The organism is Actinomadura sp. NPDC048021, from assembly GCF_040653135.1.
In the GTDB taxonomy this organism is placed as follows: Bacteria; Actinomycetota; Actinomycetes; order Streptosporangiales; family Streptosporangiaceae; genus Spirillospora; species Spirillospora verrucosospora.
Genome location: NZ_JBEZJQ010000008.1, coordinates 72,966 through 95,875, shown reverse-complemented (window position 1 = coordinate 95,875; position 22,910 = coordinate 72,966). Strand labels below are relative to the sequence as shown.

General features: G+C 72.0%; 24 protein-coding genes and 1 riboswitch. Of the genes, 10 read left to right on the top strand and 14 right to left on the bottom strand.

Going from position 1 to position 22,910, the window contains the following annotated elements:
- Positions 1-23: 23 nt before the first annotated feature.
- Positions 24-1,322, top strand: coding sequence for an MFS transporter (locus tag AB0C87_RS15330; protein ID WP_360577993.1), 1,299 nt, complete (start codon positions 24-26; stop codon positions 1,320-1,322).
- A gap of 114 nt (positions 1,323-1,436) precedes the next feature.
- Positions 1,437-2,405 carry a patatin-like phospholipase family protein gene (locus AB0C87_RS15325; protein ID WP_360577992.1) on the top strand — a complete coding sequence of 323 codons (969 nt, stop codon included), beginning with the start codon at positions 1,437-1,439 and terminating at the stop codon, positions 2,403-2,405.
- An 87-nt stretch (positions 2,406-2,492) separates the two neighbouring features.
- On the opposite strand, the gene AB0C87_RS15320 is transcribed toward AB0C87_RS15325, so the two are convergent.
- The gene (locus tag AB0C87_RS15320) at positions 2,493-2,936 is read right to left on the bottom strand and encodes a hypothetical protein (RefSeq protein ID WP_360577990.1); all 444 of its coding nucleotides are present in this window, start codon (positions 2,934-2,936) and stop codon (positions 2,493-2,495) included.
- A 159-nt stretch (positions 2,937-3,095) separates the two neighbouring features.
- Here AB0C87_RS15320 and AB0C87_RS15315 point away from each other — a divergent pair, with 159 nt between their 5' ends.
- On the top strand, positions 3,096-4,232 hold the full coding sequence (locus AB0C87_RS15315; RefSeq protein ID WP_360577988.1) for a serine hydrolase domain-containing protein: 1,137 nt from the start codon (positions 3,096-3,098) through the stop codon (positions 4,230-4,232).
- 105 nt (positions 4,233-4,337) lie between these two features.
- Here the strand turns inward: AB0C87_RS15315 and AB0C87_RS15310 are convergent, their stop codons facing one another.
- Positions 4,338-5,219 (bottom strand): LysR substrate-binding domain-containing protein, encoded by an 882-nt coding sequence (locus AB0C87_RS15310; RefSeq protein WP_360577986.1) that lies wholly within the window; start codon positions 5,217-5,219, stop codon positions 4,338-4,340.
- Between the two features lie 72 nt (positions 5,220-5,291).
- Between AB0C87_RS15310 and AB0C87_RS15305 the strand changes: the two genes are divergently transcribed.
- From AB0C87_RS15305 to AB0C87_RS15295, 3 genes are read left to right on the top strand one after another with little or no spacing between them, the layout of a single operon-like run.
- Positions 5,292-6,488, top strand: coding sequence for an acetyl-CoA C-acyltransferase (locus AB0C87_RS15305; protein ID WP_353831132.1), 1,197 nt, complete (start codon positions 5,292-5,294; stop codon positions 6,486-6,488).
- Positions 6,485-7,180 carry a 3-oxoacid CoA-transferase subunit A gene (locus tag AB0C87_RS15300; protein WP_360353402.1) on the top strand — a complete coding sequence of 232 codons (696 nt, stop codon included), beginning with the start codon at positions 6,485-6,487 and terminating at the stop codon, positions 7,178-7,180. Before AB0C87_RS15305 ends, AB0C87_RS15300 begins: the two co-directional genes overlap by 4 nt.
- Positions 7,181-7,182: 2 nt before the next feature.
- Positions 7,183-7,830: a 3-oxoacid CoA-transferase subunit B gene (locus AB0C87_RS15295; RefSeq protein WP_360577984.1), complete on the top strand. Its 648-nt coding sequence runs from the start codon at positions 7,183-7,185 to the stop codon at positions 7,828-7,830.
- An 85-nt stretch (positions 7,831-7,915) separates the two neighbouring features.
- Here AB0C87_RS15295 and AB0C87_RS15290 read toward each other — a convergent pair whose 3' ends face one another.
- Together AB0C87_RS15290 and AB0C87_RS15285 are read right to left on the bottom strand one after the other, a co-directional pair.
- Complete coding sequence (locus AB0C87_RS15290; RefSeq protein ID WP_360577982.1) at positions 7,916-8,506, bottom strand: pyrroline-5-carboxylate reductase; 591 nt, start codon at positions 8,504-8,506, stop codon at positions 7,916-7,918.
- Positions 8,507-8,711: 205 nt separating this feature from the next.
- Positions 8,712-9,710, bottom strand: a complete 999-nt coding sequence (locus AB0C87_RS15285; protein WP_360577980.1) for a pyridoxal-phosphate dependent enzyme — start codon at positions 9,708-9,710, stop codon at positions 8,712-8,714.
- A 100-nt stretch (positions 9,711-9,810) separates the two neighbouring features.
- Here AB0C87_RS15285 and AB0C87_RS15280 point away from each other — a divergent pair, with 100 nt between their 5' ends.
- Positions 9,811-10,323 (top strand): Lrp/AsnC family transcriptional regulator, encoded by a 513-nt coding sequence (locus tag AB0C87_RS15280; RefSeq protein ID WP_360577978.1) that lies wholly within the window; start codon positions 9,811-9,813, stop codon positions 10,321-10,323.
- Positions 10,324-10,370: 47 nt separating this feature from the next.
- Here the strand turns inward: AB0C87_RS15280 and AB0C87_RS15275 are convergent, their stop codons facing one another.
- On the bottom strand, positions 10,371-11,444 hold the full coding sequence (locus tag AB0C87_RS15275) for a bifunctional NAD(P)H-dependent oxidoreductase/GNAT family N-acetyltransferase (protein WP_360577976.1): 1,074 nt from the start codon (positions 11,442-11,444) through the stop codon (positions 10,371-10,373).
- A gap of 30 nt (positions 11,445-11,474) precedes the next feature.
- Between AB0C87_RS15275 and AB0C87_RS15270 the strand changes: the two genes are divergently transcribed.
- Positions 11,475-11,963: a MarR family winged helix-turn-helix transcriptional regulator gene (locus AB0C87_RS15270; RefSeq protein WP_360577974.1), complete on the top strand. Its 489-nt coding sequence runs from the start codon at positions 11,475-11,477 to the stop codon at positions 11,961-11,963.
- Here the strand turns inward: AB0C87_RS15270 and AB0C87_RS15265 are convergent.
- The 4 genes from AB0C87_RS15265 to AB0C87_RS15250 form a co-directional block, all read right to left on the bottom strand.
- Positions 11,960-12,694 carry a haloacid dehalogenase type II gene (locus AB0C87_RS15265; RefSeq protein ID WP_360577972.1) on the bottom strand — a complete coding sequence of 245 codons (735 nt, stop codon included), beginning with the start codon at positions 12,692-12,694 and terminating at the stop codon, positions 11,960-11,962. The genes AB0C87_RS15270 and AB0C87_RS15265 overlap by 4 nt on opposite strands.
- Positions 12,695-12,830: 136 nt before the next feature.
- On the bottom strand, positions 12,831-13,553 hold the full coding sequence (locus tag AB0C87_RS15260; RefSeq protein ID WP_360577971.1) for a hypothetical protein: 723 nt from the start codon (positions 13,551-13,553) through the stop codon (positions 12,831-12,833).
- A gap of 192 nt (positions 13,554-13,745) precedes the next feature.
- Positions 13,746-14,423 carry a CHAP domain-containing protein gene (locus AB0C87_RS15255; RefSeq protein ID WP_345173822.1) on the bottom strand — a complete coding sequence of 226 codons (678 nt, stop codon included), beginning with the start codon at positions 14,421-14,423 and terminating at the stop codon, positions 13,746-13,748.
- A 14-nt stretch (positions 14,424-14,437) separates the two neighbouring features.
- Positions 14,438-14,588: riboswitch (cyclic di-AMP (ydaO/yuaA leader) on the bottom strand.
- A gap of 333 nt (positions 14,589-14,921) precedes the next feature.
- Positions 14,922-15,548 carry a DsbA family protein gene (locus tag AB0C87_RS15250; RefSeq protein WP_360577969.1) on the bottom strand — a complete coding sequence of 209 codons (627 nt, stop codon included), beginning with the start codon at positions 15,546-15,548 and terminating at the stop codon, positions 14,922-14,924.
- A gap of 113 nt (positions 15,549-15,661) precedes the next feature.
- On the opposite strand from AB0C87_RS15250, the gene AB0C87_RS15245 reads away from it, so the two are divergent.
- Positions 15,662-16,261, top strand: a complete 600-nt coding sequence (locus AB0C87_RS15245) for a TetR/AcrR family transcriptional regulator (protein WP_345173827.1) — start codon at positions 15,662-15,664, stop codon at positions 16,259-16,261.
- A gap of 95 nt (positions 16,262-16,356) precedes the next feature.
- On the opposite strand, the gene AB0C87_RS15240 is transcribed toward AB0C87_RS15245, so the two are convergent.
- Positions 16,357-16,980 carry a LysE family translocator gene (locus AB0C87_RS15240; RefSeq protein WP_360577968.1) on the bottom strand — a complete coding sequence of 208 codons (624 nt, stop codon included), beginning with the start codon at positions 16,978-16,980 and terminating at the stop codon, positions 16,357-16,359.
- A 110-nt stretch (positions 16,981-17,090) separates the two neighbouring features.
- Here AB0C87_RS15240 and AB0C87_RS15235 point away from each other — a divergent pair, with 110 nt between their 5' ends.
- A complete protein-coding gene (locus AB0C87_RS15235) occupies positions 17,091-18,032 on the top strand; it encodes a LysR family transcriptional regulator (protein WP_360577966.1) in 942 nt (313 codons plus the stop codon).
- A gap of 119 nt (positions 18,033-18,151) precedes the next feature.
- Here the strand turns inward: AB0C87_RS15235 and AB0C87_RS15230 are convergent, their stop codons facing one another.
- From AB0C87_RS15230 to AB0C87_RS15215, 4 genes are all read right to left on the bottom strand, one after another.
- Positions 18,152-19,363, bottom strand: a complete 1,212-nt coding sequence (locus AB0C87_RS15230) for an FAD-dependent monooxygenase (protein ID WP_360577964.1) — start codon at positions 19,361-19,363, stop codon at positions 18,152-18,154.
- A complete protein-coding gene (locus AB0C87_RS15225) occupies positions 19,360-20,763 on the bottom strand; it encodes an MFS transporter (protein WP_360577962.1) in 1,404 nt (467 codons plus the stop codon). The genes AB0C87_RS15230 and AB0C87_RS15225 overlap by 4 nt, the downstream gene beginning before the upstream one ends.
- A 233-nt stretch (positions 20,764-20,996) precedes the next feature.
- The gene (locus tag AB0C87_RS15220) at positions 20,997-21,671 is read right to left on the bottom strand and encodes a response regulator transcription factor (protein WP_360577960.1); all 675 of its coding nucleotides are present in this window, start codon (positions 21,669-21,671) and stop codon (positions 20,997-20,999) included.
- Positions 21,668-22,882 (bottom strand): sensor histidine kinase, encoded by a 1,215-nt coding sequence (locus tag AB0C87_RS15215; protein WP_360577958.1) that lies wholly within the window; start codon positions 22,880-22,882, stop codon positions 21,668-21,670. The genes AB0C87_RS15220 and AB0C87_RS15215 overlap by 4 nt, the downstream gene beginning before the upstream one ends.
- Positions 22,883-22,910: the final 28 nt, after the last annotated feature.

Below are 22,910 nucleotides of genomic sequence, written 5' to 3'. Positions count from 1 at the left end.
GTGCATGCCCGGTGGGAGAGCCCATGGCTGGCGACAGCGCTTCCGAGCACCCCGATTCGGGGACCGGAGCCGAGCCGCCCACTCCTGGATCGGCTCCGGCGCTGTCGCCGTGGCGGTTCGTCGTGGTCTTCGGTGTGGTCAGTCTCCTGGCGGACGTCGTCTACGAGGGAGCTCGATCGATCACCGGTCCGTTCCTGGGGTCGCTCGGCGCCGGCGCCGTCCTGGTGGGGGTGGTGACGGGTGCCGGCGAGGCGGCGGGCCTGGTTCTCCGGCTGGTGAGCGGCCCGGCGGCGGAACGGTCGGGCCGGTACTGGGCCTGGACGATCGCCGGGTACGGCCTGACGGTCGTGGCGGTGCCCGCGCTGGCGCTGCCGGTCGGGCTGGCCGGGGCGTGCGCGCTCGTGGTGGCCGAACGGGTGGGCAAGGCGACGCGCAGCCCGGCCAAGGACACACTGCTCTCCCATGCCGGCAGCCCGATGGGCCGCGGGACGGCGTTCGCGGTGCACGAAGCGCTGGACCAAGCAGGCGCGTTCGCGGGACCGCTGCTGGTCGCCGCGGCCGTCGCCCTGCACGGGTACGCCCTCGGCTTCGGGATCCTGGCGGTGCCCGGCCTCGCGGTCCTGGTCGTTCTCGTCTGGCTCGCCCGCCGCGTCCCCGACCCGCAGGCCTATGAGGAAGGTGTGGGACGCGTGCCCGCCCCGGCTCCGGCGAGGGGCTCCGTGGCGCTGCGGGGCGTCTCGCCGCTGGCGGGACTGGGCCAGGTCTTCTGGCGCTACGCGGTGTTCTCTGCGGTCACGATGGCGGGCTTCGCCACGTTCGGGCTCATCGGGTTCCACCTGGTGCAGGCGCACCTGGTGAGTCCGCAGGCGGTGCCGTTGGTGTACGCCGGGGCGATGGCGACCGACGCGGTGGCGGCATTGGCGACGGGCCGGTTGTTCGACCGATGGGGCCTGCGCGTCCTGGTGGCGTTGCCGGTGCTGGCCGGCGCCGGGACCGCGCTGGCGTTCTCCGGTTCGCTGCTTCCGGTGCTGGCAGGCGCGGTGCTGTGGGGCGCGGCGATGGGAGTACAGGAATCGACGATGCGGGCGGCGGTCGCCGATCTCGTCCCGGCCGCGCGCCGCCCGACCGCCTACGGAGCCTTCGCCGCGGTCTACGGCATCGCCTGGCTCGCCGGCGGAGCAGGGCTCGGCGCCCTCGCCGGGCACGCGCATGCCGCGCTGGTACCGGTCGTGCTGAGCGTGCAGGCGGTGGCGCTGGCCGCACTGTGGTGGGTCGTGTCAGCGGCCGACCCCAGGCCCGGACAACAGGCAGCCCAGCGGTAGGCCGCGTCCTGGCCAGACGGGTGCGTCCTCCCGCATGGGAGCCGATGCGCGGGAACGGCACAATGGGCTTCGTTGGGGACGCCCGAGCAGGGGCACCCACACGGAGGAGGAGACGTGGGCGTGGAGACCCGGCACCGGCTTCTGCCGGTCCTTGCCGAGCGGGCCATCGCGGGCAGCCGGCCGGGTGCCCGCGACGACGGGCACCGCGTGGCGCTGGCCATCGAAGGCGGCGGGATGCGCGGCACTGTCTCGGCGGGCATGGCACTGGCGATCCACAAGCTCGGGCTTCTGCCGCTGTTCGACGCGGTCTACGGCTCGTCAGCGGGCGCGATCTCGGCGGCCTGGCTCCTCAGCTCCACCCCGGAGGGAGTGCGCGGCTGGACCGACCCGGTCTTCGCCCGGACCCTGATCCGCAAGCGCAACCTCCTGCGGGGCCGTCCGATCGTGGACGTCGAGCAGCTCGTCGAAGAGGTCTACATCCGCCGGTTCCCGCTCGACTACGCCTCGGTGCTGGCCAGTCCCATCGAGTTCCATCCCCTGGCCACCGACGTCGTCACCGGCGGCCCGGTGGACCTGCACAGCGCCCTTGTCGACGAGCGCGCGCTACGGCTGGCGCTGCGAGCCAGCGCGGCACTGCCCCTGCTCTCCGGACGGCCGGTCTCCGTCGGCCCCGGGCTCTACTACGACGCCGGCGTCGCCGAGGCGATCCCCTTCCGCCAGGCACTGCGGGACGGGGCGACCCACGTGCTGGTCCTTCGCTCGCGCAGACTGAGCGACCGGGCACCGGAACGCCCGGCCCCCTCATTCGGCTCCCGGCTGGTCGCCGACGTCGGGCTGCGCCGCTACACGGCCGAGCTGAAGGCCACCTTCCTCGCCCGGGACGCCCGACTCGCCGAGGCCGACCTGCTGCTCGCCGCGCACGACGCCGACCAGGACCATGCCGGGCCCGCCGTGCTGTCGATCCGCCCTCCGGAAGACTCACCGCGCATCAGCCGCCTGGAGTCCGACGGCGCCTTGCTGCATGCGGCCTTCGAAGCGGGCCGTGCCGCCGCGACCACACGTCTCGCCGACGCCGTCCACTGACTACCCCTGCGGCGGAGAGCAAGGCCCGGGCCGAGAGTCCAGCCGACTCAGAGCCCGCCCAGTTCCATGCTCGACGCCCCGCCAGGATCACCGGCCCACGGTGACCTGGACGGCCTCGACCTCTTCGCTGGCCTTCATGGAGAGCGTGGTGCCGCCGGCGAGCGCCAGGCTCAGCATCACAGCGGCCCAGCCGATCGCGGGTCGCCACCGCGGCCTTCGGACCGCCCTCGGCTCGGTCACACTGACCCGTTCGCCGACCGCGATGCGCTTTCTGACGGCCACCCAGGACGCCGCTTCTTCATCGCCCAGCCCGCACGCCAGGACGAAGGCGACCAGCAGCTCCTCGCGGGGCAGGGTCTTGCGGCCGAGCGCGGTGGACGCGGTCGAGTAGGGCAGCACGCGCCCGGCCTCGGCGGCCCGACGCTCCAGTTGCCGGTAGCTGAGGCCCGACCAGGCCTTGAGCCGGCGCATCGCAGCGACGAACTCGGCCTCGTCGGTGGCCACGTCCGGTGACGGTGGCGGTGCGCTCACGATCTCACCCCGATGCTCGTTGATCGCCCCACTATGCCCCAGCCTGACCAGGCCGCACAGCGTCTCGCACAAGCTCGCACGGCACGACCTCTTGATCACCGCGGCCCGCCGCGGCCAGCCTCTGGCGCATCCCCCGCACCACACCGCCCTGGAGGACGCATGCAACGGATCAATACGCTCCCCTTCGCCCTGGCGCTCACGACCACGCTGGCCGTGGCGGGCTGCGGCGGCGACGCCATGGGCGCGCCGAGGGCCGCCCGGAGCGCGGCCGAACCCGTCGACCGTTCGATCGCCCGTTACCTCGACCGCACGCTGCCCGAAGGACCGGGCGGCACGGTGGTCGCCGCCCGCGGCGCGGAGCTCGCGCACTGCAAGGGCTTCGGCCTGGCGGACCGCGCGGCCGGGACCCCGGCCACCTGCGACACCGTGTACGACGTCATGTCGATCACCAAGCAGTTCACCGCGGCCGCGATCATGAAGCTGGAGACGATGGGGAAGCTCCGGACGACCGACCGGATCAGCACGATCCTCGGCCCGGTGCCCGCGGACAAGCGCGGCATCACCCTGCACCACCTGCTGTCGCACACGGCCGGGCTGGCCGAGGGGCTTGGTGACGACTACGAACGCGTCTCCCGCGACGAGATGCTGAGCAAGGCACTGAAGTCCAAGCTGGTCTCCCGCCCCGGCGCGGAATTCCACTACTCGAACACGGGCTTCAGCGTGCTCGCCGCCATCGTCGAGAAGGTGTCAGGCACCAGCTACGAGCGGTTCTTGGCAACGCACCTGTTCGCGCCGGCGGGGATGACCCACACGGGCTATGTGCTGCCGAAATTCTCCCGCGCAGAGGTGGCCGTCGAGTACGACGAGAACGGCGTGAGCCAGGGCCGTCCGTCCGACCACCCCTGGGCCTCCGACGGACCGTACTGGTATCTGCGCGGCAACGGCGGCATGCTGTCCACCGGCCGCGACATGTTCAAGTGGCACCGCGCGCTGCTCGGCGACACGATCCTCAGCGCCACCGCCAAGGCCAAGATGTTCGAGCCCCACGCACGGATCCCCGGCACCGAGGCCGCCTACGGCTACGGCTGGGGCGTCCTGCACACCAAGGACGGCCGGGTCGCCTGGCACAACGGCGGCAACGACTGGTCCTTCGCCAGCTACAGCCGGATCCTGCGCGACGGCACCATGATCTATTGGGTCACCAACCAGGCATCCCAAGCAGACAGGTGGAACCTTGAGGAACACGAACTCGACATGAACCAGGCCTTGGCCGACCACGCCCGCGACACCGACTAGAGGCCGGCCTGCGGCCGCGACCACGAGCGGCCGGCGCCCGGAAGTCGTCCAGAACGTGCGCCACCGGCTCCGAAGCGGCCGCAGGCGGCGGTCGCCCGGGGTCGGTCAGACGATGCGGCGGATGACGGAGACGGCTCGGGCCAGGTGGGGTTCCGTGCGGTCGGTCCGGTGCGCGAGCGCGAGGTCGACGTGCACGGCGGGCCGTGCCAGCGGGCGGAAGACGACGCCGTCGAGGGCCAGGGCCGTCACCGGCTCGGGCACGACCGCCACGCCGAGACCGCCCGCGACGAGGGTGATCAGAGTGGAGGTCTCGCCGACCTCGTGGCGGATCCGGGGCTCGACGCCCGCGTCGCGGAAGAGGCCGAGCACCACGTCGTACATCACCGAACGGCGGTCCGCGGAGTGCACGATCAGGTCGGCGCCCGCCATGTCGGCGACCCCCGTCTCCCGAAGGGCCGCCAGGGGGTGATCGGCGGGGACGGCGACGACCAGCCGGTCCCGGCGCAGCGGCAGGACCGTGAGCGAGAGATCGGCGATCGGCGGCCGCAGCAGCGCCAGGTCGATCGCGCCGGTCCGCAGTGCCGTGACCTGGTCGGGGACCAGCATCTCGCCGCGGAAGGAGAAGTCGACGCCGGGCAACTCCAGGGAGAGCCCGCGGGAGAGCGCGGGGAGCAGGCTGTAGGTGGCCGACCCGACGCAGCCGATCGCGAGATGGCCGACCGCGCCGGCCGCGACCCGGCGGGCCTCGTGCGCGGCCTCGGCCACCTCACCGAGGATCTTCCGGGCCCGCGCCAGGTAGCCGCGGCCCGCGTCGGTGAGCTCGACCCGGCGGGTGGTCCGGTGCAGCAGTTCCACGCCGAGGTCGCCCTCCAGCCGGCGGATCGCCTGCGACAGCGGCGGCTGCGCCATGTTGAGCCGCTCGGCGGCGCGTCCGAAGTGGAGTTCTTCGGCGACGGCGACGAAGTACCGGAGGTGACGGAGATCCATACCGCTCACGTCTCAATAAGCGCGAATATTGATACTTCACTATATCAAGGGAGGCCGCTTAGCCTCGACGCCATGAGCTCCTATCTGTACTCCGCCGTCCGGACACCGTTCGGACGGTTCAACGGCGCCCTGGCGGGCGTCCGGCCGGACGACCTCGCTGCAGACGTGATCAGCGCGCTGCTGGCCAGGGCGCCCCGGCTGGACGCGGCCGCGGTCGGGGAGGTCGTCTGGGGTAACGCGAACGGTGCGGGCGAGGAGAACCGCAACGTCGGCAGGATGGCGGCGCTGCTCGCCGGGCTGCCGACGAGCGTGCCGGGCACCACCGTCAACCGGCTGTGCGGCTCCAGCCTCGACGCCGCGATGAGCGCCTCCCGAACGATCGAGGTGGGGGACGCCGACGTGGTGGTGGCCGGCGGAGTCGAGTCGATGACCCGGGCGCCGTGGGTGCTGCCGAAGCCGGCCCGAGGGTTCCCGCCCGGAGACCTCGCCGCCGTGTCGACCACGCTCGGCTGGCGGCTGGTGAACCCGCGCATGCCGAGGGAGTGGACCGTCTCGCTCGGCGAGGCCAACGAATCGCTCCGGGAGAAGCACGCCGTCAGCCGGGAGCGCCAGGACGCGTTCGCGCTGCGCTCCCACCGGCTCGCGGCGGCCGCCTGGAACGAGGGCTTCTACGACGACCTCGTCGTGCCCGCGGGGGAACTGGAGCGCGACGAGGGCGTCCGCGCCGACACCTCTCTGGAGAAACTGGCCGGGCTCAGGCCGAGCTTCCGCGCGGACGGCACCATCACCGCCGGCAACGCCTCGCCGCTGAGCGACGGCGCCGCCGCCCTGCTGCTCGGCTCGGCCGCCGCCGCCGACCTGATCGGCCTCGACCCCCTCTGCCGCATCGCCGGGCGCGGCGCGTTCGCGCTCGACCCGCAGGACTTCGGCTACGCCCCGGTCGAGGCCGCCGACCGCGCCCTGGCCCGGGCCGGGATCGGCTGGGACCGGGTCGGCGCGGTCGAGCTCAACGAGGCCTTCGCCGTGCAGTCCCTCGTCTGCGTCGAGGCCTGGGGCGTCGATCCGGAGATCGTCAACACCCGGGGCGGCGCGATAGCGATCGGCCACCCGCTCGGCGCCAGCGGCGCCCGCGTCCTCGGCACGCTCGCGAAGGTGCTCCGCGAACGCCGCGAGCGCTGGGGCGTCGCCGCGATCTGCATCGGCGTCGGGCAGGGGCTCGCCGTCGTCCTGGAGAACACGGACCTGCGCGGCGCGGGGGCCGGGGCATGAGCCGGACGGAGATCCTCGAAAGCGTCGACGAGGCCGTCCGCGGGATCGAGGACGGCAGCACCGTCCTGGTCGGCGGCTTCGGCTTCGCGGGAATGCCCTTCGACCTTGTCGACGGCCTGATCCGGCAGGGCGCGGGGGACCTCACCATCGTGTCCAACAACGCCGGCAACGGCGACGTCGGGCTCGCCGCCCTGCTCAAGGCCGGGCGGGTGCGCAAGGTGATCTGCTCCTTCCCCCGGCAGAGCGACTCCCACGTCTTCGACGGGCTGTACCGGGCCGGGAAGATCGAGCTGGAGGTCGTGCCGCAGGGCAACCTCGCCGAACGGATGCGCGCGGCCGGCGCGGGCATCGGCGCCTTCTACTGCCCGACCGGCGCCGGCACCCCCCTCGCCGAGGGCAAGGAGACCCGGACCATCGACGGGCGCGTCCACGTCCTGGAGTACCCGATCAAGGGCGACGTGGCGCTGATCAGCGCCCACCGCGCCGACACGATGGGCAACCTCGTCTACCGGAAGACCGCCCGGAACTTCGGCCCCGTCATGGCGACGGCCGCGACCACCACGATCGCGCAGGTGTCCGGCGTCGTCCCCGCCGGCGACATCGACCCGGAGACGGTGGTCACGCCCGGCATCTACGTCGACCGCGTCGTGCCGGTCGAGCAACGGCGCTACACCGTCCAAGGAGCACGCTGACCATGCCTTCCACCACCGGGCCCCTCTCCCCGGACGAGCTCGCCGAGGTCGTCGCCCGCGACATCCCGGCCGGCTCCTACGTCAACCTCGGCATCGGCCGGCCGACCAGGGTCGCCGACCATCTCCCCGACGGCGCGGGCATCGTGCTCCACACCGAGAACGGCATGCTCAACATGGGCCCCGCCGCCGTCGGCGAGGAGATCGACCCCGATCTCACGAACGCCGGCAAGGTCCCCGTGACCGAACTGCCCGGAGCTTCCTACTTCCACCATGCCGACTCCTTCGCCATGATGCGCGGCGGCCACCTGGACGTGTGCGTGCTCGGCGCCTTCCAGGTCTCGGCCACCGGGGACCTCGCCAACTGGCACACCGGGGCCGCCGACGCCATTCCGGCCGTCGGCGGCGCGATGGACCTGGCCATCGGCGCCAAGCAGGTCTTCGTGATGATGACCCTCTTCGACAAGCAGGGCCGCTCCAAGCTGGTGCCCGCCCGCACCTACCCGCTGACCGGCACCGGCTGCGTCAGCAGGGTCTACACCGACGTCGCCGTCATCGACGTCGGCCCGGACGGGGCGGCGGTCCGCGAGACCTTCGGTGTCACGGTCGACGAACTGCGCGACCGGCTCCCCGTCCCCCTCGCGACCCTCTGACGCCGCCGGTCGCCGTGGGCGTGCCCGCCTTCGCCGAGGCGGGGGGCGCCGACGTGAACATCGGCGGCTCCTCGGAGCGGTTCCGTCATCCCGCGAGGGCGGCGACGAGGTCGTCCAGCGCCCGGGTGAGGGCTTCGGAGTTGGCCGGGGTGAACCAGGTGGTGCGAATGCGCTCGTTGTTCCCCTTCGGGGTCTCGTGATCGGCTGCGAGCTGCCGCAGGGTCCGGGTGTCGTCGCCCAGAGCCCGGCCGACCTCCTGGAAGAGGCTGCGGACGTAGCCGTCCGCGTCGTCGGGGGCGATGCCGTGGCCGACGGCCCACGAGGTGAGCGCGGCGAGGTAGGAGTAGTGGGTGGTGAGCGTTCCCGTCAGTGCGGAGAAGACGTCGAAGGCCGTCTCGTCCGCGACCGGGAGCGCCCCGCCCAGGTGCTCGAAGAGAGAGTCCGCCACCGGGTGGGACGGGCACGTCACCGTGACGGAGCGGCGTTCGCGTATCGCGGGCAGCGGGATGGCCCGAACGAGTTGGGCGTCCGTGGTCAGCGTCCTTCGCAGGTCGTCGTTGCCGACGCCGGCCATCACGTTGATCACGATCTTGTCGTCGGGCACCGTCAGGCCGGCGAGCGCTTCGTGGCGGTCCTGACGGCGTACGGCGATGATCACGATCTCGGAGCGGTCCACGACCGCCTGGTTGTCGGGACACCCGGACGCTTTCGTAGCGCTCGGACAGGTACGCCGCCGTGCGGGCTCCGCGAGGGGAGAGGAACACCTCGGGCGCGTCGTCGTCCCGGCAGTACAGGCCGTCCACGATGGCTCGGCCGATCTCCCCTACCCCGATGATGCCGATGCGCTTCACTGCGCTTTCCTCCATGGTGTGTGGGGTCGTTCAGAAGTTCGCGCGTCCAGCGGGCGCCGGCACAGCGCACGTGAGCCGGGCCGCCAGCTCCCGGACCTGCTCGGGACGGGGATTGGCGCCGGTCAGCACCGTCGCCAGGCGGTCGCCGGGGACCGCGCCCCCGGCGATCGCCGCCAGGCCCGCCGCGCCCGCCGGCTCCAGGACGATGCCGAGCGTGCGCGCCGCCAACTCCATGGCGTCGGCGATGGCCTCGTCCGTCACCAGGATCATCTCGTCCACCAGGACGCGGGCCCGCCGCACCGAAGCCTCCGTCGGGCGACGCACCGCGATGCCGTCGGCGAAGGTGCGAGCACGTCCGGCGCGGACCGCGCGGCCGGCACGCAGGCTTTCCGCCATCGAGGGAGCGCCTTCGGCGTTGACCCCCACGACCCGGGTCCCGGGAGCGTGCTCCTTCATCCAGCGCGCCACGCCGTTGATCAGCGCGCCGTCCCCGACCGGGAGCACGACGGCGTCGAAGCACGCCCCGGCCGGCGCGCCGCGGGTCAGCTCGGCGCCGATCGTCCCGGCGCCTTCGGCGATCGCCGCCTGGACGCCGTCCTGCAGATGGACGCGGTCAGGATGGCGCCCGGCGTGGGCGGCCGCGGCCTCCCGCGCCGACGAGCCGTCCGGTCCCGCCGCGACGACGCGGGCGCCGAACGTCTCCATCCGCTCGCGCTTGCCGGGATTGACGGTCTCGGGCACGAACACCTCGACCGGCATCCCGCGAGCTCGCCCGGCGTAGGCGACGGCCTGCCCGAAGTTGCCCGAGCTGGCGCACACCACCGGCGTGCCGGGGGCGAGCGTGCTGAGCATCAGGTCGGCGCCCCGGCCCTTGAAGCTGCGCACCGGGTTGGCCGTCTCCAGTTTCACCGTCACCGCGCGGCCGCCCAGCGCCCGGCACAGCTGTTCGTCGAGGTACTGCGGGGTGTTGAGGAACACCGGATCGATCACCCGTAGGGCCTGCTCGATCCGCGCCACGCCCAGGTCCATGCGCGCCACCTTCCGCCGAGGCTTTCCGACCCGGCCGACGCTAACCGAGCTCCCGATCGACGCGATTGAGAATTCTTGCACCAAGGCGCAATAATCTTGCGTGCCCGAATCGCCGCCGCCCCGCCTGGACGAGATCGACGCCCTGCTGCTGGACCTCCTTCAGCACGACGCCGGGCGCACCCTGCACGACCTCGGGGAACAGGTCGGACTGTCCCCGAGCGCCGTCCAGCGGCGGATCGCCCGCTACCGCCGGCACGGGCTCATCGCCCGGCAGGTCGCCGTCCTCGATCCGCACCGCTTCGGTCCCACCGTCCTGGCCACGGTCCTGGTGACCCTCGTCCGGGAATCGTTCGAGCACCACCGGGCCTTCACCGAACGGATGCGCTCGGAGCCTCAGGTCCAGCAGTGCTACCGCGTCGCGGGGCCGTGGGACTACGTAATCGTCCTGGCCGCGCGGAGCATGCGCGACTGCGGTCGGCTCGGAGACCGCCTGTTGAAGGCGGACGACAACGTCCAGCGCTACGAGACCCTGGTCGTCTTCGACACCATCAAGTCCGGCCTGGCTCTCCCACTTCCCGCTCGACCGCAGGACGGGCGGCCACCTGATGAGTGAACGCCGCCGCATCCCGCCGCGCCGCACTCCCCCTGCGCACGGGCCGATCAACCAGTGCTGAGGCGCATCTTGGTCAGGCGGATGGTTCCGTCGTCGCCGGGGACGGGGGCCGGCCGGTATCCCTCGCTCCGGTAGAGCGCGATGTTGTTCCGGCTGCCCGCTCCCGTGGACAGCACGATGCTGCGGCAGGCCTGGTCGGCGGCGGCCTCCGCCTCATGGAGCAGCCAGCGCCCCAGGCCGCGCCCCCGCAGGTCGGGGACGACGCCGAGCCGTCCCACGTGCCACTCGGCGTCCTCGCGGCGGGTCCGCACCATGCCGAGGAGCCGGCCGTCCCGCCACAGCCCGATCGCGTCCCAGGACGCGAGCCAGTCACGGACCTGCTCCACGGACTCGTGCAGCGCCGGGACGGTCACGGGGTCGTTGGCGAGGGCCTCGTCCACCCAGCAGCACCGCTGCAGGACGGTCACCTCGGGGGCATCGTCCGGCGTCAGCCGCCGCAGGTAGGAGCCCGATTCGGGGCCGGCCGCCGATGCGGGCCGTGCTCGCTCTCGCATCGGCCGGAGCGCGTGCGCGACCCGGACCAGCTCCTCCAGGACCTCGATCGCGGCCTTGCCGGCAGCGGCGGCGGGCCGCACCTCCCCGTCGTGCACGGCGTCGGCGATGCGGAGGGCGACCGTGGACCCCAGCGGTACCAGGCGCAGCGTGGTCACCACCTGCTTGGCGTGCTGCACGGCCCTCGTGCCCGCCGAGGTGTTGCCGTAGCTGACGAAACCGACCGGCTTCCACGCCCACTCGCGGGAGAGGTAGTCCAGCGCGTTCTTCAGGGACGCCGGCATCCCGTAGTTGTACTCCGGCGTCACGACGATGAGGCCGTCCACGCCGTCCACGATCGCGCTCCACCTGCGCGTGTGCTCGTTGCGGTACACGCCCGCCGACGGATGTTCCTCCTCGTCGAGGAACGGGAGGTCGAGGTCGGCGAGGGCCAGCGGCACCAGTTCGGCGCCGAGCTCGGCGGCGCGGGGCGTGATCGTCTCGGTCAGCCATGCCCCCACCGCGGGGCCGAGGGCGCCGGGGCGGGTGCTGCACACCAGCACGAGGACGCGCACCTGTTTCGTTGACATGTAAATGAACTTAGGCGATAGGTTGTTTACATGTCAAAGAACCCGCCGGACGAGCCCGTGCGCTGGCTGACCCCGGACGAGGAACGGGCGTGGCGGGCCTTCCGCCGCATGGTGATCGCCGTCCAGACCGGCACCGCCCGCGACCTCTCCCAAGTCGGCCTCTCCGAGCCCGACTACGAGGTGCTCAGCACGCTGTCGGAACGGCCGGGCCACGCCGGCACCCTGCACGAGCAGGCCGCGAAGATGGGCTGGTCGCGCAGCCGGCTCTCCCGGCACGCCACCCGCATGGAGGCCCGCGGCCTCATCCGCCGCGCACCCGACCCGGCCGACGGAAGGGGCTGCCTCCTGGTCCTCACCGAACACGGCCTGGACACCTTGACGGACGCCGCCCCCGCCCACCTGGAGTCAGTGCGCCACCACTTCATCGACCGCCTTGGACCGGAAGACCTCACCGCCCTGGAACACATCGCCGGAAAGGTGGAAGCCCCGGACAGGGCGAACGGCCGCCCCGTCCGCTAGGTCCGCGGACCGGCCTCCAGGAGATCGGCGAGCTCACCGAACCCGCGCACGACGAGGTCGCATTCCACGTCGTCCGCCCGGTCGGCCGTGAGAGAGGGCCCCTTCTCCAGCGGACGCTCCAGGAACGCGGTGGCGAGCCTGGCTCCCCTGGCGCCGTCGATGTCCCACTTGTGCGCGGCGACCATCAGCACCTCCGCCGGTTCCACGTCCAGCAGCCGCACTGCTGTCAGGTACGCCTCCGGCTCGGGCTTGTACGTGCGGGCGAGCTCCGCCGACAGGATGCAGTCGAACGGCAGCCCCGCCCCCTTGACCAGGTGCGTCAGCAGGGCGAACCCGCCGTTGGACAGCGCCGCCACCACGCGGCTCTCCCTCAGGCGTGCCAGGCCGTCCACCGAGTCGTCCCACGCGGGCAGGCGATGCCAGGCCCGGACGAGCCGCCGCCGTGCGGTCTCGTCGAAGGCGTCAGCAACGCCGTGCAGCTCCAGCAGCTCGTCCAGCGACTCCCGGTGCAGCGTGTCGAGGTACACCCACTCCCGCTCTCCGCTGCTGACCCGCTGCATGGACGGGAGGTACCGCTCACGCCATTCGTCGGCGAAGGCCTCGCCCTCCAACGCGACACCGCACTCCGCAGCGATCGCCGCCACCTGGCCGGCGACCCCTGTCCGCCAGTCGACGGTCGTCCCGAAGATGTCGCAGGTCACTACCTGGATCGCTCTGACGTCTAATCCCACTGGCACTCCCTCGCCCAGGAGCGCCCGGCTGGCGCCCCACCCCAGTCCTACCCCGGACGTGACAGACCCCGCCCTCGTCCGAAGACGGGAGCGGGGTCCGTGGTGAGGCCAGGAGGGGTCACCCGGTCGGGCCTGATCAGCCGAGGGGCTTCGGGGCGCCCTTCTTGCCGGCGCCGTGGCCCCAGGACAGGATCTCGTACTTGACGCCCTTCAGGTGGCCCGCCGAGGTGCCCGTGTCGTACTTGCTCCGCGGCTTCTTGCCGTCCACCAGGTGGCGGAAGGTGTAGGTGTCGAGGTCGAGCATGACGCCGCGGTGCGACGGCTCGCCCGGCCCGCGGTCCCCGACGAAGCCGGTGACGCTGCGCCCCTTGTAGGTGACCTTCACCTTGGTGTGCATGGGCCAGCTCGGGCTGGCGAACAGGCCCTTCTGCATCGGCTTGCCGCCCGCCGGGGCGCCCGTGTCGCCGTTCACGCCCGAGCCGTCGTCCCAGAAGTAGGACGCCTTGGTGCTGCCCGACAGGACGGCGTGGCGCTTCGGTGCGACCTTGGCGGTGCCGTGGTGGGTGGCCTTCGCGGCGGGCTGCCCCACCTGCTTCCCGGTCACCTGCTTTCCGGTCATCTGCTTTCCGGTGACCGGCTGTCCGGTCACCTTGTGCCCGCTCAGCTGTTGTCCGGTGACCAGCTGTCCGGTCATCTTGTGGCCGGTGACCTGCTGCCCGGCCACCTGCTGTCCGATGACCTTGTGCGACATCGGCTCGTCGGCCTGGGCCCCGTGGGAGGTCCCGGCCGCCACGCCCGCGGCCAGCAGGCCCGCGAGAGCGGTACCGATCAGGGCGGTGTCGATGGCTCGCTTCTGCATGTTCATCCTTTGCTCGGTGGTCCGGGGCGCCGGGTCACGGCTTCGGCTAGTCGGGGGCTCGCCGTTCGGGCATGACGGATCCGGCGCACGGCACGTGGGCGTGCTCGCGACGTGGGTGTGATCGCGGAGGGATGGAGAAGGGGGAGGCACCACTGGACGGTGCGGGGCAACGGGCCGCTCAGCGGCCCTGGCTCACCGGTACTGGGGGTAGCCGTAGCCGGCGACGGTGGACGTGTCGCGGACCTTCTTCTTCACCGCGTCACCGGTGTTGCCCTCGATGGTGTTGATGGTGCCGTCGTGGTTGTCCTTGACGACGATGCCGACGTGCTCGACACCCTTGATGCCCCCGCCGTTCCAGGCGAAGAAGACCACGGCGCCGGGCTTCGGGGTCTGGCCGAAGCGGCCGGTCTTCTTGAACCACTTGGCGTGGCTGACGGTGTAGGCGTCGGCGCCCATGCCCTTGGTGCCGGTGTGCTGGCCCAGCCAGGACACGAACATGTCGCACCAGGACTGGCCCTTGTAGACCGAGGCGCTCTTGGAACCGATGCGGTGGGCGTTCTGCTCGCCCAGCGGCGAGCCGACGTACCAGTCGTTGAACTTGCTGTTGCCCGAGGCGTCCTCGTGGGTGCCGATCTGCGTGCGGGCGAGCTTGATGACGTCCTGCGCGGAGGCGCCGGCGGTGGCGGTCTTCGCGCCGTTGGCGCCGGCCTGGGGCGCGGCGGCGACGTGCGCGGTGTTCGCGGGCTTGGTGTCCGCATGGGCGGACGGGGCCAGGGAGGCGAAGCCGAAAGCGCTCGCCAGGGAGAGGACGGCTCCGGCGGCGAAGCGGGTGCCCATGCGCTTGGTCAGGTCGAAAGTACGAGCGGTCATGCGAAGGTTCTCCTGAGGTCTTCCAGTCCGCCTACCGGGTTAGCTGTCGGGTTCGGGCATGGAAGTGGCCCTACCGCGACCCCGCGCAAGGCGGGAGTGCGGATTCACCCCGGTGTTTCGGTGGGTCCCCGGCTCCGCTCGGCCAGTGATCGGCGCTCTGCGGACTCGGCGGCGGACGTGCCTTGATCGGCCGTCCTGATGATCAGGGACTCGATGCGCCCGTCACGATCTGGTCGGGCGCTCCGGACGGGCTTTCCCGTCGGTCACACACCCACAACAGGTTCAAGCGGCCCCATATTTCGTCAAGCACACCCCAAAGACGCCGCTGACCTGTAAAGACTCCCCAAAGCGCCCTCAACGCAAGGGCTGCGGTCCAGTCAAGTCGGCCCAAGATTTCTGGTCGCCACCTCGCCCCAGCGGGAGACGATCACCCCCGAGCGCGCCCCCACCCGCGGGCTGGTCATCAAGGTGCCCAAGTTCACGACCGACCAGGACGCGTCATAGTCGCACCGGAGCCGGGCGCGGATGCGTGGTCCTGCTGGAGCGCCGGCGCGGTGAGTCGGCCCTCATCAACTCACCCCTCAGCGCGGCGAGTGACACGGCTCCGACCAGGACCGTCCCGTCGGGAAACCGGAAGACCGGCACTCGCGGGCCGGACACGCGAGCGGACCGAGCCGGTTCCGCGTGGGGCCGCTCGCCGTCCCACCTGACGCCGGTCGCGGACGCCAAGCCCCGCAGCACGTTGACGTCGCCGATGTCCAGACCGTCACTGAAGTAGGCGCGGTAAAGACGGGCGGTCATGTCCTCGGCGGTGCCGTGCGCGGCCGCCAGCGCGATGAGCCGGTGGGCGTCGGCCGTGCGGGCGGGCACGATCCGGTCGAGGTTCACCACCAGGCCGTCGACCGCCGCCGCCCGTGCGATCTGCTCGACCCGCGCGGTGAGCGCGAGAGGGAAATGGCCACGGCTCGGCGGCGGTTCCGCCGCGGAGCCCGCGGTCTGGTACGGCCTGAAGACGACCTCCAGTTCGCCGCCACCCGCACGGTGCTCCTCGGCGGCCCGCTGGAAGCGGGCGTAGCCGAGCGCCGACCAGACGCAGGCGATGTCGTGGGTGAACTCAACTTTCATGGGTTCGTCCTTCGATGGCGGCACGGATCGTTCCGTGCCGCCTCAGCATGCCCGCCGCCGCTCGCCGCGTCAATACGGAACGTTCCGTGCCGCCTGAGGGCTATGCTGTCCCCATGTCACCCAGACGTCCTGAGCGCCGAAGCGAAGAGGCCGCCAACGCCGTCATCAAGGCCGCCATGGACCTGTGCCAGGAGGTCGGGTACCGCAAGGTCAGCATCGAGGGCATCGCCGCCCGCGCCGGCGTCGGCAAGAACACGATCTACCGCTGGTGGCCGTCCAAGGCGGCCGTGCTGCTGGACGGCCTGCTGTCCACCTGGAAGATGGACGCGACCTTCCCCGACACCGGTGACTTCGTCGCGGACATCAAGACGCAGATGGCGGCGGCCTCGCGCATCCTCGGCGACCCGCACGTCTTCCCGCACTACCGCGCACTGATCGGCGAGGCCCAGCACGACCCGGACCTCCACCAGGCCTTGTGGGACAACTTCATCGGTCACCTGGCGGGCGCCGCGGCCGACCGCATCCGCGTAGCGCAGCGCAAGGGCCAGGTCCGCGCCGACGCCGACCCGGTCCTCGTCACCGAACTGCTCTACGGCGCCGCCTACTACCGCCGCCTGCTCACCCCGCGCACGGCCGACGCCGAGCACGTCAACGCCATCGTCGACCTCGCAATGACCGGCCTCGCCCCACCGGCCGACACCTCCACTCAGTAGCACGCCTCACCGCTTCTGGGCGCCCCTACAAATGCCGCCGCGCAGGTGCTCACGGTTTACGGCGGGCGAGCAGGGCCTGCAGATCTGACCGGCCCTCAGACACCTACTGCCACCGCGGCGCCCAGCGCCAGCAGGACGGCACCGGTGGTCATGCTGAGCCCCCGCAGGACGGTCGGCTGCGACACCAGTGCGCGCCCTCGGCTGACGGCCCAGGTGAGCAGCATGTACCAGGAGGCGCTGACGAGCGCCCACAGGGCTCCCAAGGCGACGGTCGACAGGAACACCGGGCCTTCCTCGGTCACGAACTGGGGCAGCACCGAGATGGCGAACACTCCCGCCTTGGGGTTGCCGAGGTTGGTGACCAGGCCGGTGAGGTATCCACCCGTGAAGCCGGTGCCGCGCCCGTCCTGCTCGGGCGGGCGGGGGGACCCGACCGTGAGCGCGGTCCGGAGCGTCTTCACCCCGAGGATCATCAGCACGATGCCGCCGGCGATCCGGAGCACCGCGTACGCGGTGGGGCTGGCCAGCAGGACGGCGGACAGCCCGGCCGCGGCGGCCGTCGACCACAGCAGGAAGCCACTGGCATTGCCCGCGAGCGTGCCGTGGAGCGCAGGCCGGCCACCTTCCAGTACCTGCCGGATCATCAGCGCTTGACTCGCGCCGGGCAGCATCGCCAGCAACAAGGTGGTGATGACGAAGACGGGCACATGCGTGGGCATGGGAACGAACCCCTTCCGGGGATTGCGGCCGACGGGTGTGCCATCAGGCTTCCTCGCTCCGCGCCCCTAAGGGAAGTTAAAAGAGAAGGGTGCAGCGTTAACATGGGTGAATGCTGGTGGATCCGGGGCAACTGCGGCTTCTCGCCCTGATCGAGCGGCACGGCTCCCTGACGGCGGCGGCCCACGCACTCCGGCTCACGCCCGCGGCGGTCACCCAGCAGGTGGCCAAGGCCGAGCGCGACTGGCAGGTCCCCCTGGTCATCCGTGGCCCTCGCGGAGCGACGCTCACCGCGGCCGGTGCGCTGCTCGCCTCCCACGGCCGGACCGTGGAGCAGGCATCGGACCAGGCCGAGGCGGAACTGGCCGCACTGCTCGGCCACCTCTCGCTCCGCCTCCGGATCGGGACGTTCCAGGCGGCCGCAATGCACCTGCTGCCACCGGCCCTGACGGCCCTGCGCCACCGCCACCCGGCCGCCGACGTCTCCGTCATCGACGTGGTGTCCGGGCGCGGAGCGGACGAGATCAGCGCGGGGAACCTGGACGTGGCCATCGTCGCGTCCTGGGACACGCCGCTCGCGCCGCCCCCGCACCTACGGGCGCACTCGCTCCTGGTGGACCCGATGGTCGTGGTCCTCCCCGACGACCACCCACTGGCCACCGGGCAGCCCGCGGACACCGAACTCCACCTGGAACAACTGCGCGACGAATCATGGGTCTCCATCCTGGCCGGCCATGCCGCCCGCGAACAGTTCCACAACGCCGCCCGCAAGGCCGGCTTCACCCCCACCGTGCGGTTCGAGACCGAGTCCTACGACGTCGCCCAAGCCCTGGTCGGCACAGGCATCGCCGTGGCCCTGGTGTCACGCCTGGCCCTGGCCCACGTCCCCGGCACCACCCATCGCGAACTGACCCACCCCAAGCCCTACCGCCACCTCTACGCCGTGACCAGAACCGACGCCAGCCTCACCCCACTCGCGGACATGCTCATCGACCTCCTCCGCGATGTCGCCCGCGACATCACCGCCACCTGGGCCACCCCGCACGGCGCCTGAAAAGCCCCGTTCTGAATCGCTCACGAACTCCCTCCTGGAACAAGTCCCGGGCGCGCCTGACGTGGTGATGGGGGCACGCGACCACCCTCCGGCGGGACGCGCCACGCCTCAACGCGGGCTCACTGGTGAGCGGGCAAAGTGAGAGCCGAATGGGCAGGTCGTCCGCCCGCGGCGGGCATTGCGCTGAGTCCGCGCAGCCTTTCGTTCCGCTCCTCCAGAGCCTGGGCGGTGGTCGGGAAGAGGGCGGCACCGCCCTCGCCGACCAGCCCCTGATTCAGGGTCACGAACTCACGGGTGTCGTGTTCGTAGGCGGCGAAGCCCGCGGCGTGCTCCCGACCGGCCAAGGAACCGGCGAGCATGTACGCGCCGACGAGCGCGAGGCTGGTGCCCTGCCCGGTGAGGAACGAGGGCGCGTACGCGGCGTCTCCCACCAGCGCGACCCTGCCGCTGGACCAGCGGGGCATCCGGATCTGGCCGACTCCGTCGAAGAACAGGTCGTCCGCGTCGCGCATGGCGGCCAGCATGCCCGGGACCTCCCATCCCGCGTCGGCGAAGACCGCGGCGACCAGTTCCCGTTGGGCTTTCGGGCCCGTCAACGCGTCGGACGGCGGTTCCTCCTGAGCGAAGTTCAGGAACGCGTGCACTTCGTCGTCGTCCCCCACGGCGTAGAGTGCCGCGGCCCTGCCCGGCGTGTTCCACATGACGGTCTCGTGGGAGAGCCCGAAGGTGTTGCGCATGGTGAACACGGCGAAGCAGTAGCCGAGGTACCGGTGGAACCGTTCTTCGGGGCCGAACAGCATCTCCCGGGTGCGCGAGTGCGTGCCGTCCGCACCGAACACCACGTCGAACGTACGCGTGCCGCCCCCTCGGAAGGTGACGTCGACTCCGTGGCCGGACTGATCGAGGATGTCGATGGAGTCGTCGAACACGAACTCCACGTCGTCGCGGACCGCCGTGTACAGAGCGTTGGTCAGATCACCGCGCCGAACCTCCAGGTCCCGTTCCGCGACGCCGCCGGTGACGGCGTGCGGGTCGATCGAGGCCACCTCGCCGCCGTTCCCGTCGAGGAAGGTCAGGCGCCGCGAGTCGACATGCGCCTCCCGCAGGCGCGGCAGGATCCCCATCCGCCGGACGACCTCCAGTGCGGTGCCGCGCACGTCGACGGGATAGCCGCCGCTGCGAAGCCCGCCTGCCTTCTCCACCACCGTGACGGCGTATCCGTGGCGGTTCAGCCAGAAAGCGAGGGCGGGCCCTGCGATGCCGCCCCCCGAAACCAGGACCTCGCGCTTCGGCGCGGTACGGGCGACCGGCGTCAGATCAGGACGGTTCATTCCTTGGCTCCTTTGCTCATGGTGCGGACGGCGACCAAGGACAGCGCCGTGACGGCGCCGGCGATGGCGAAGCCGATGACGAAGGCCGATTCGGCCGGGACGTCCGAGCCGGAGGGGGTTCCGGCGGTGAGGAAGGCGCCGCTGATCTGGGCGCCCGCGGCGAAGCCGATCACGCGCGTCACCAGGACCAGGCTGGTGGCCGTTCCGGTGTCGCCGTGCTCGACGGAGGTGGCCGTCCGGACGACCATCGCCGTGATGCAGACGCCGCTGGCCAGGGCGATCAGTGCCTTGCCCACGACGAGGTGCCAGACCTCGGTGTGCAGGAGCGCCAGGCCGGCCAGCGTGGCCGCCATGCCGCCGATAGCCGCGGTGACCACCGCACCCGCGCCGAAGCGCCGCACCGCGACCCCGCCGAGCGGCCCGCTGACCGCGGCCGTGACGGCGCCGGGCAGCAGGTACCGCCCGATGTCGGTGGAGCCGGCCCCGAAGCCGTACCCGTCGCCGGCCACCGCGAGCAGTTGCGGGACGAGGTACATCGACACCGCCGTCCCCACGCAGACGGCGAACGTGATCACGTAGGAGCTCCATATCGGGGGCCGCGCGAGCAGGCGCAGATCGACCATCGGTGAGGCCGCGCGCCGCTCGACGGCCGTCCATCCGGCGATGAAGGCGGCCAGGACCAGGACGAGCGCGCCGAGCGCGAGCGGTTGCGAGCCGACGTCGGGCGCCAGCGCGAGCCCGAGCATGAGCGTCAGCAGGACGCCGCTCAGGAGGACCAGGCCGGGCCAGTCGATCCGTGCGCCCGGACGGGCCGGCGGGTCGTCCGGCATCAGCAGGTGGACGAACAGGGTCGCCACGACGATCGCGAACGTCGGTATCGCGAACATCCAGTGCCGGGACAGTCCTTCCGCGATGGGCCCGGCGACCAGCGTCCCGAGCATGCCGCCGCCCACGAACAGGCCGCTGACCACCCCGATGGCCACCTGCGACTCGCCCGTCGGGAGGTGCTTGCGCACCAGGATGAACGAGAGCGGCATCGCGCCGACCATCGCGCCCTGGAGTACCTGCCCGAGCAGCAGCACCGGCAGGTTCGGCGCCAGCGAGGACACCAGGCCGCCGGCCGCGACCACCGCCATCAGCCGGATCATGACGCGCTTCCCGCCGTGCCGGTCACCGAGACTGCCCGCGACGGGCGCGACGAGAGCGCCGGTGATGAGCATCGCGATGCTGAGCAAGGCCCCTTGGGCAGGGCTCATCGACAGTTCGCGCTGGAGCAGCGGGAGCGTCGGCGCCACCACCGATTCCAGGGTGCCGGTGGCGGCCGCCAGCATGCCGAGGGCCCAGACGGGGGCCTTTCGGATACGGACCGGGGGAACGGGGGGAGCCAGTGTTGCGGGCATGGATGTCCATACCTCCTTCGTGGTCGGGAAAGGACGTACGGGGCGAGAACCCGGGTGACGCGGCTCCCGCCCGCATGCGTGTGCTACGGCCAGCGGCGCAGCGCCGCTCGCGCCGGGAGCGTGACCGCGAGCAGTGCCACGGGTGGAGTGTGCGAGCGCGGTTGCGGGCCGGGCGTCATACCCGGGAGCCGATGTGGAGGTGCTACGGCGGTGGGGGGTGGAGGAGGGGCGTCCTACTCGCCCGGGGTCACCAGCCCCGATTCGTACGCGAAGACCACTGCCTGGGCGCGGTCGCGCAGGTCGAGCTTGGTGAAAACGCGGCTCACGTGCGTCTTCACCGTCTGCTCGGCGAGCACCAGCGTCTCCGCGATCTCCGAGTTGGACATGCCGCGGGCCACCAGGGTGAGGACCTCGGTCTCCCGTTCCGTCAGGGCCTTGAGCCGCAGCGCGGGCTTGCCCCGGGCGGGGGGACGCTGCCGGGCGAAGTCCGCGATGAGGCGGCGCGTGACCGAGGGGGCGAGCAGCGCGTCGCCCGAGGCGACGACCCGCACCGCCGCGATGAGGTCGGCCGGTGGCGCGTCCTTCAGCAGGAAGCCGCTCGCGCCCGCCCGCAGCGCCTCGTAGACGTAGTCGTCGACGTCGAACGTGGTGAGCATCAGCACGCGCGGCCGGTGCGTCACGCCCGGCGGCGGCGCGAGGAGGCGGCGCGCGCCCTCCAGACCGTCCATCTCGGGCATGCGGACGTCCATCAGCACGACGTCGGGACGGGTGCGCCGGCCCAGCTCGACGCCCTGCGCGCCGTCGGCGGCCTCGCCCACCACCTCGATGTCGCTCTGGGCGGCCAGCAGTGCGGCGAAGCCGGCCCGCACCATGGCCTGGTCGTCGACGATGATGACGCGCGTCGTCACGTTGGGTCCCTTTCCGTCAGGGGGAGCCGGGCGGCCACGCGGAAGCCGCCGTCCGGCAGCGGCCCCGTCTCGATGGTTCCGCCGCCGAGCCGCACCCGTTCGTGCATGCCGACGAGTCCGTGTCCCGTGCCGCGCTCCTCCAGCGGCGCGGCGGGCGGCTCGGGCGAGGGCCCGTTGACGACGAGGACGGTGAGCCAGCCCCCTTCCTCCGCCACCGACACCCTTGTCGGGGCGCCCGGCGCGTGCCGCACGACGTTCGCGAGGGCCTCCTGGACGATGCGGTACGCGGAGAGCCCCACCGCCTCGGGCACGTCGGCGTCGCAGGAGGCGAACTCCACCGGGACGCCCGCCCTGGCCGTCGCCTCCACCATCGGCCCGATCCGCTTCAGGCTCGGCTGGGGTGCGAGCTCGCCGTGCGCCTCCTCGCTCCGCAGCACGCCGAGGAGCCGTCGCATCTCGCCGAGCGACTCGCGCGCGGTCGCCGCGATGGAGGTGAACTCCTCCTGCACGTCCGGCGGCAGCCCCTGGAGGCGGTACACCGACGTGTCCGCCTGCACCGTGATGACGGACATGTGGTGCGCCACCACGTCGTGCAGCTCGCGCGCGATGCGGGCGCGTTCCTCCAGCAGCGTTCGCCGGCCGCGCTCGGCCTCGCTGATCGTCTCCTGCTCGGCCAGCCTGCGCTGCGCCTCGTACCGCTCGCGCAGCGCACCGCCGAGCACGAGCGCGACGCCGCTGAGAATCGTGAGCAGCGACTCCCTGGCGCCGGTGCCGTGGGGCGCGACGAACCCCAGGCCGACGCTCGCGCCCGCCGTCGCCAGCCACACCAGCAGCAGCGTCCGGCGCGACTCCCGCAGGCCGAGGGCGAGGCAGAAACCGATGTACCCGACGATTTCCATGGGCGGGAACGGCCACAGGAGCCGCTCGTCGAAGTCGACGGTGAGCAGTGCGAGCGCCCCGGCCACGTCCGCGGCGAAGACCACGTACCAGGCCCGCAGCGGGCGGACGACGGCGAGCAGCAGCGGTGCCGCCTGGGCGACGGCCAGCGCGCCCGCGAAGCCACCGTTCAGACCGTAGTCGACGCTGAGCACGGTGATCGTGGTGGGCAGCAAGGCGACGCACAACACCAACGCCGCCCCCCACGGGAGCAGCCGTACCGACCGACGCGACGCCCCGGCGAGAAGCGCGCGCGGGGGTTCCTCGGACGTCATGAGCGCCAGCCTATGATCGGCCGCGCGT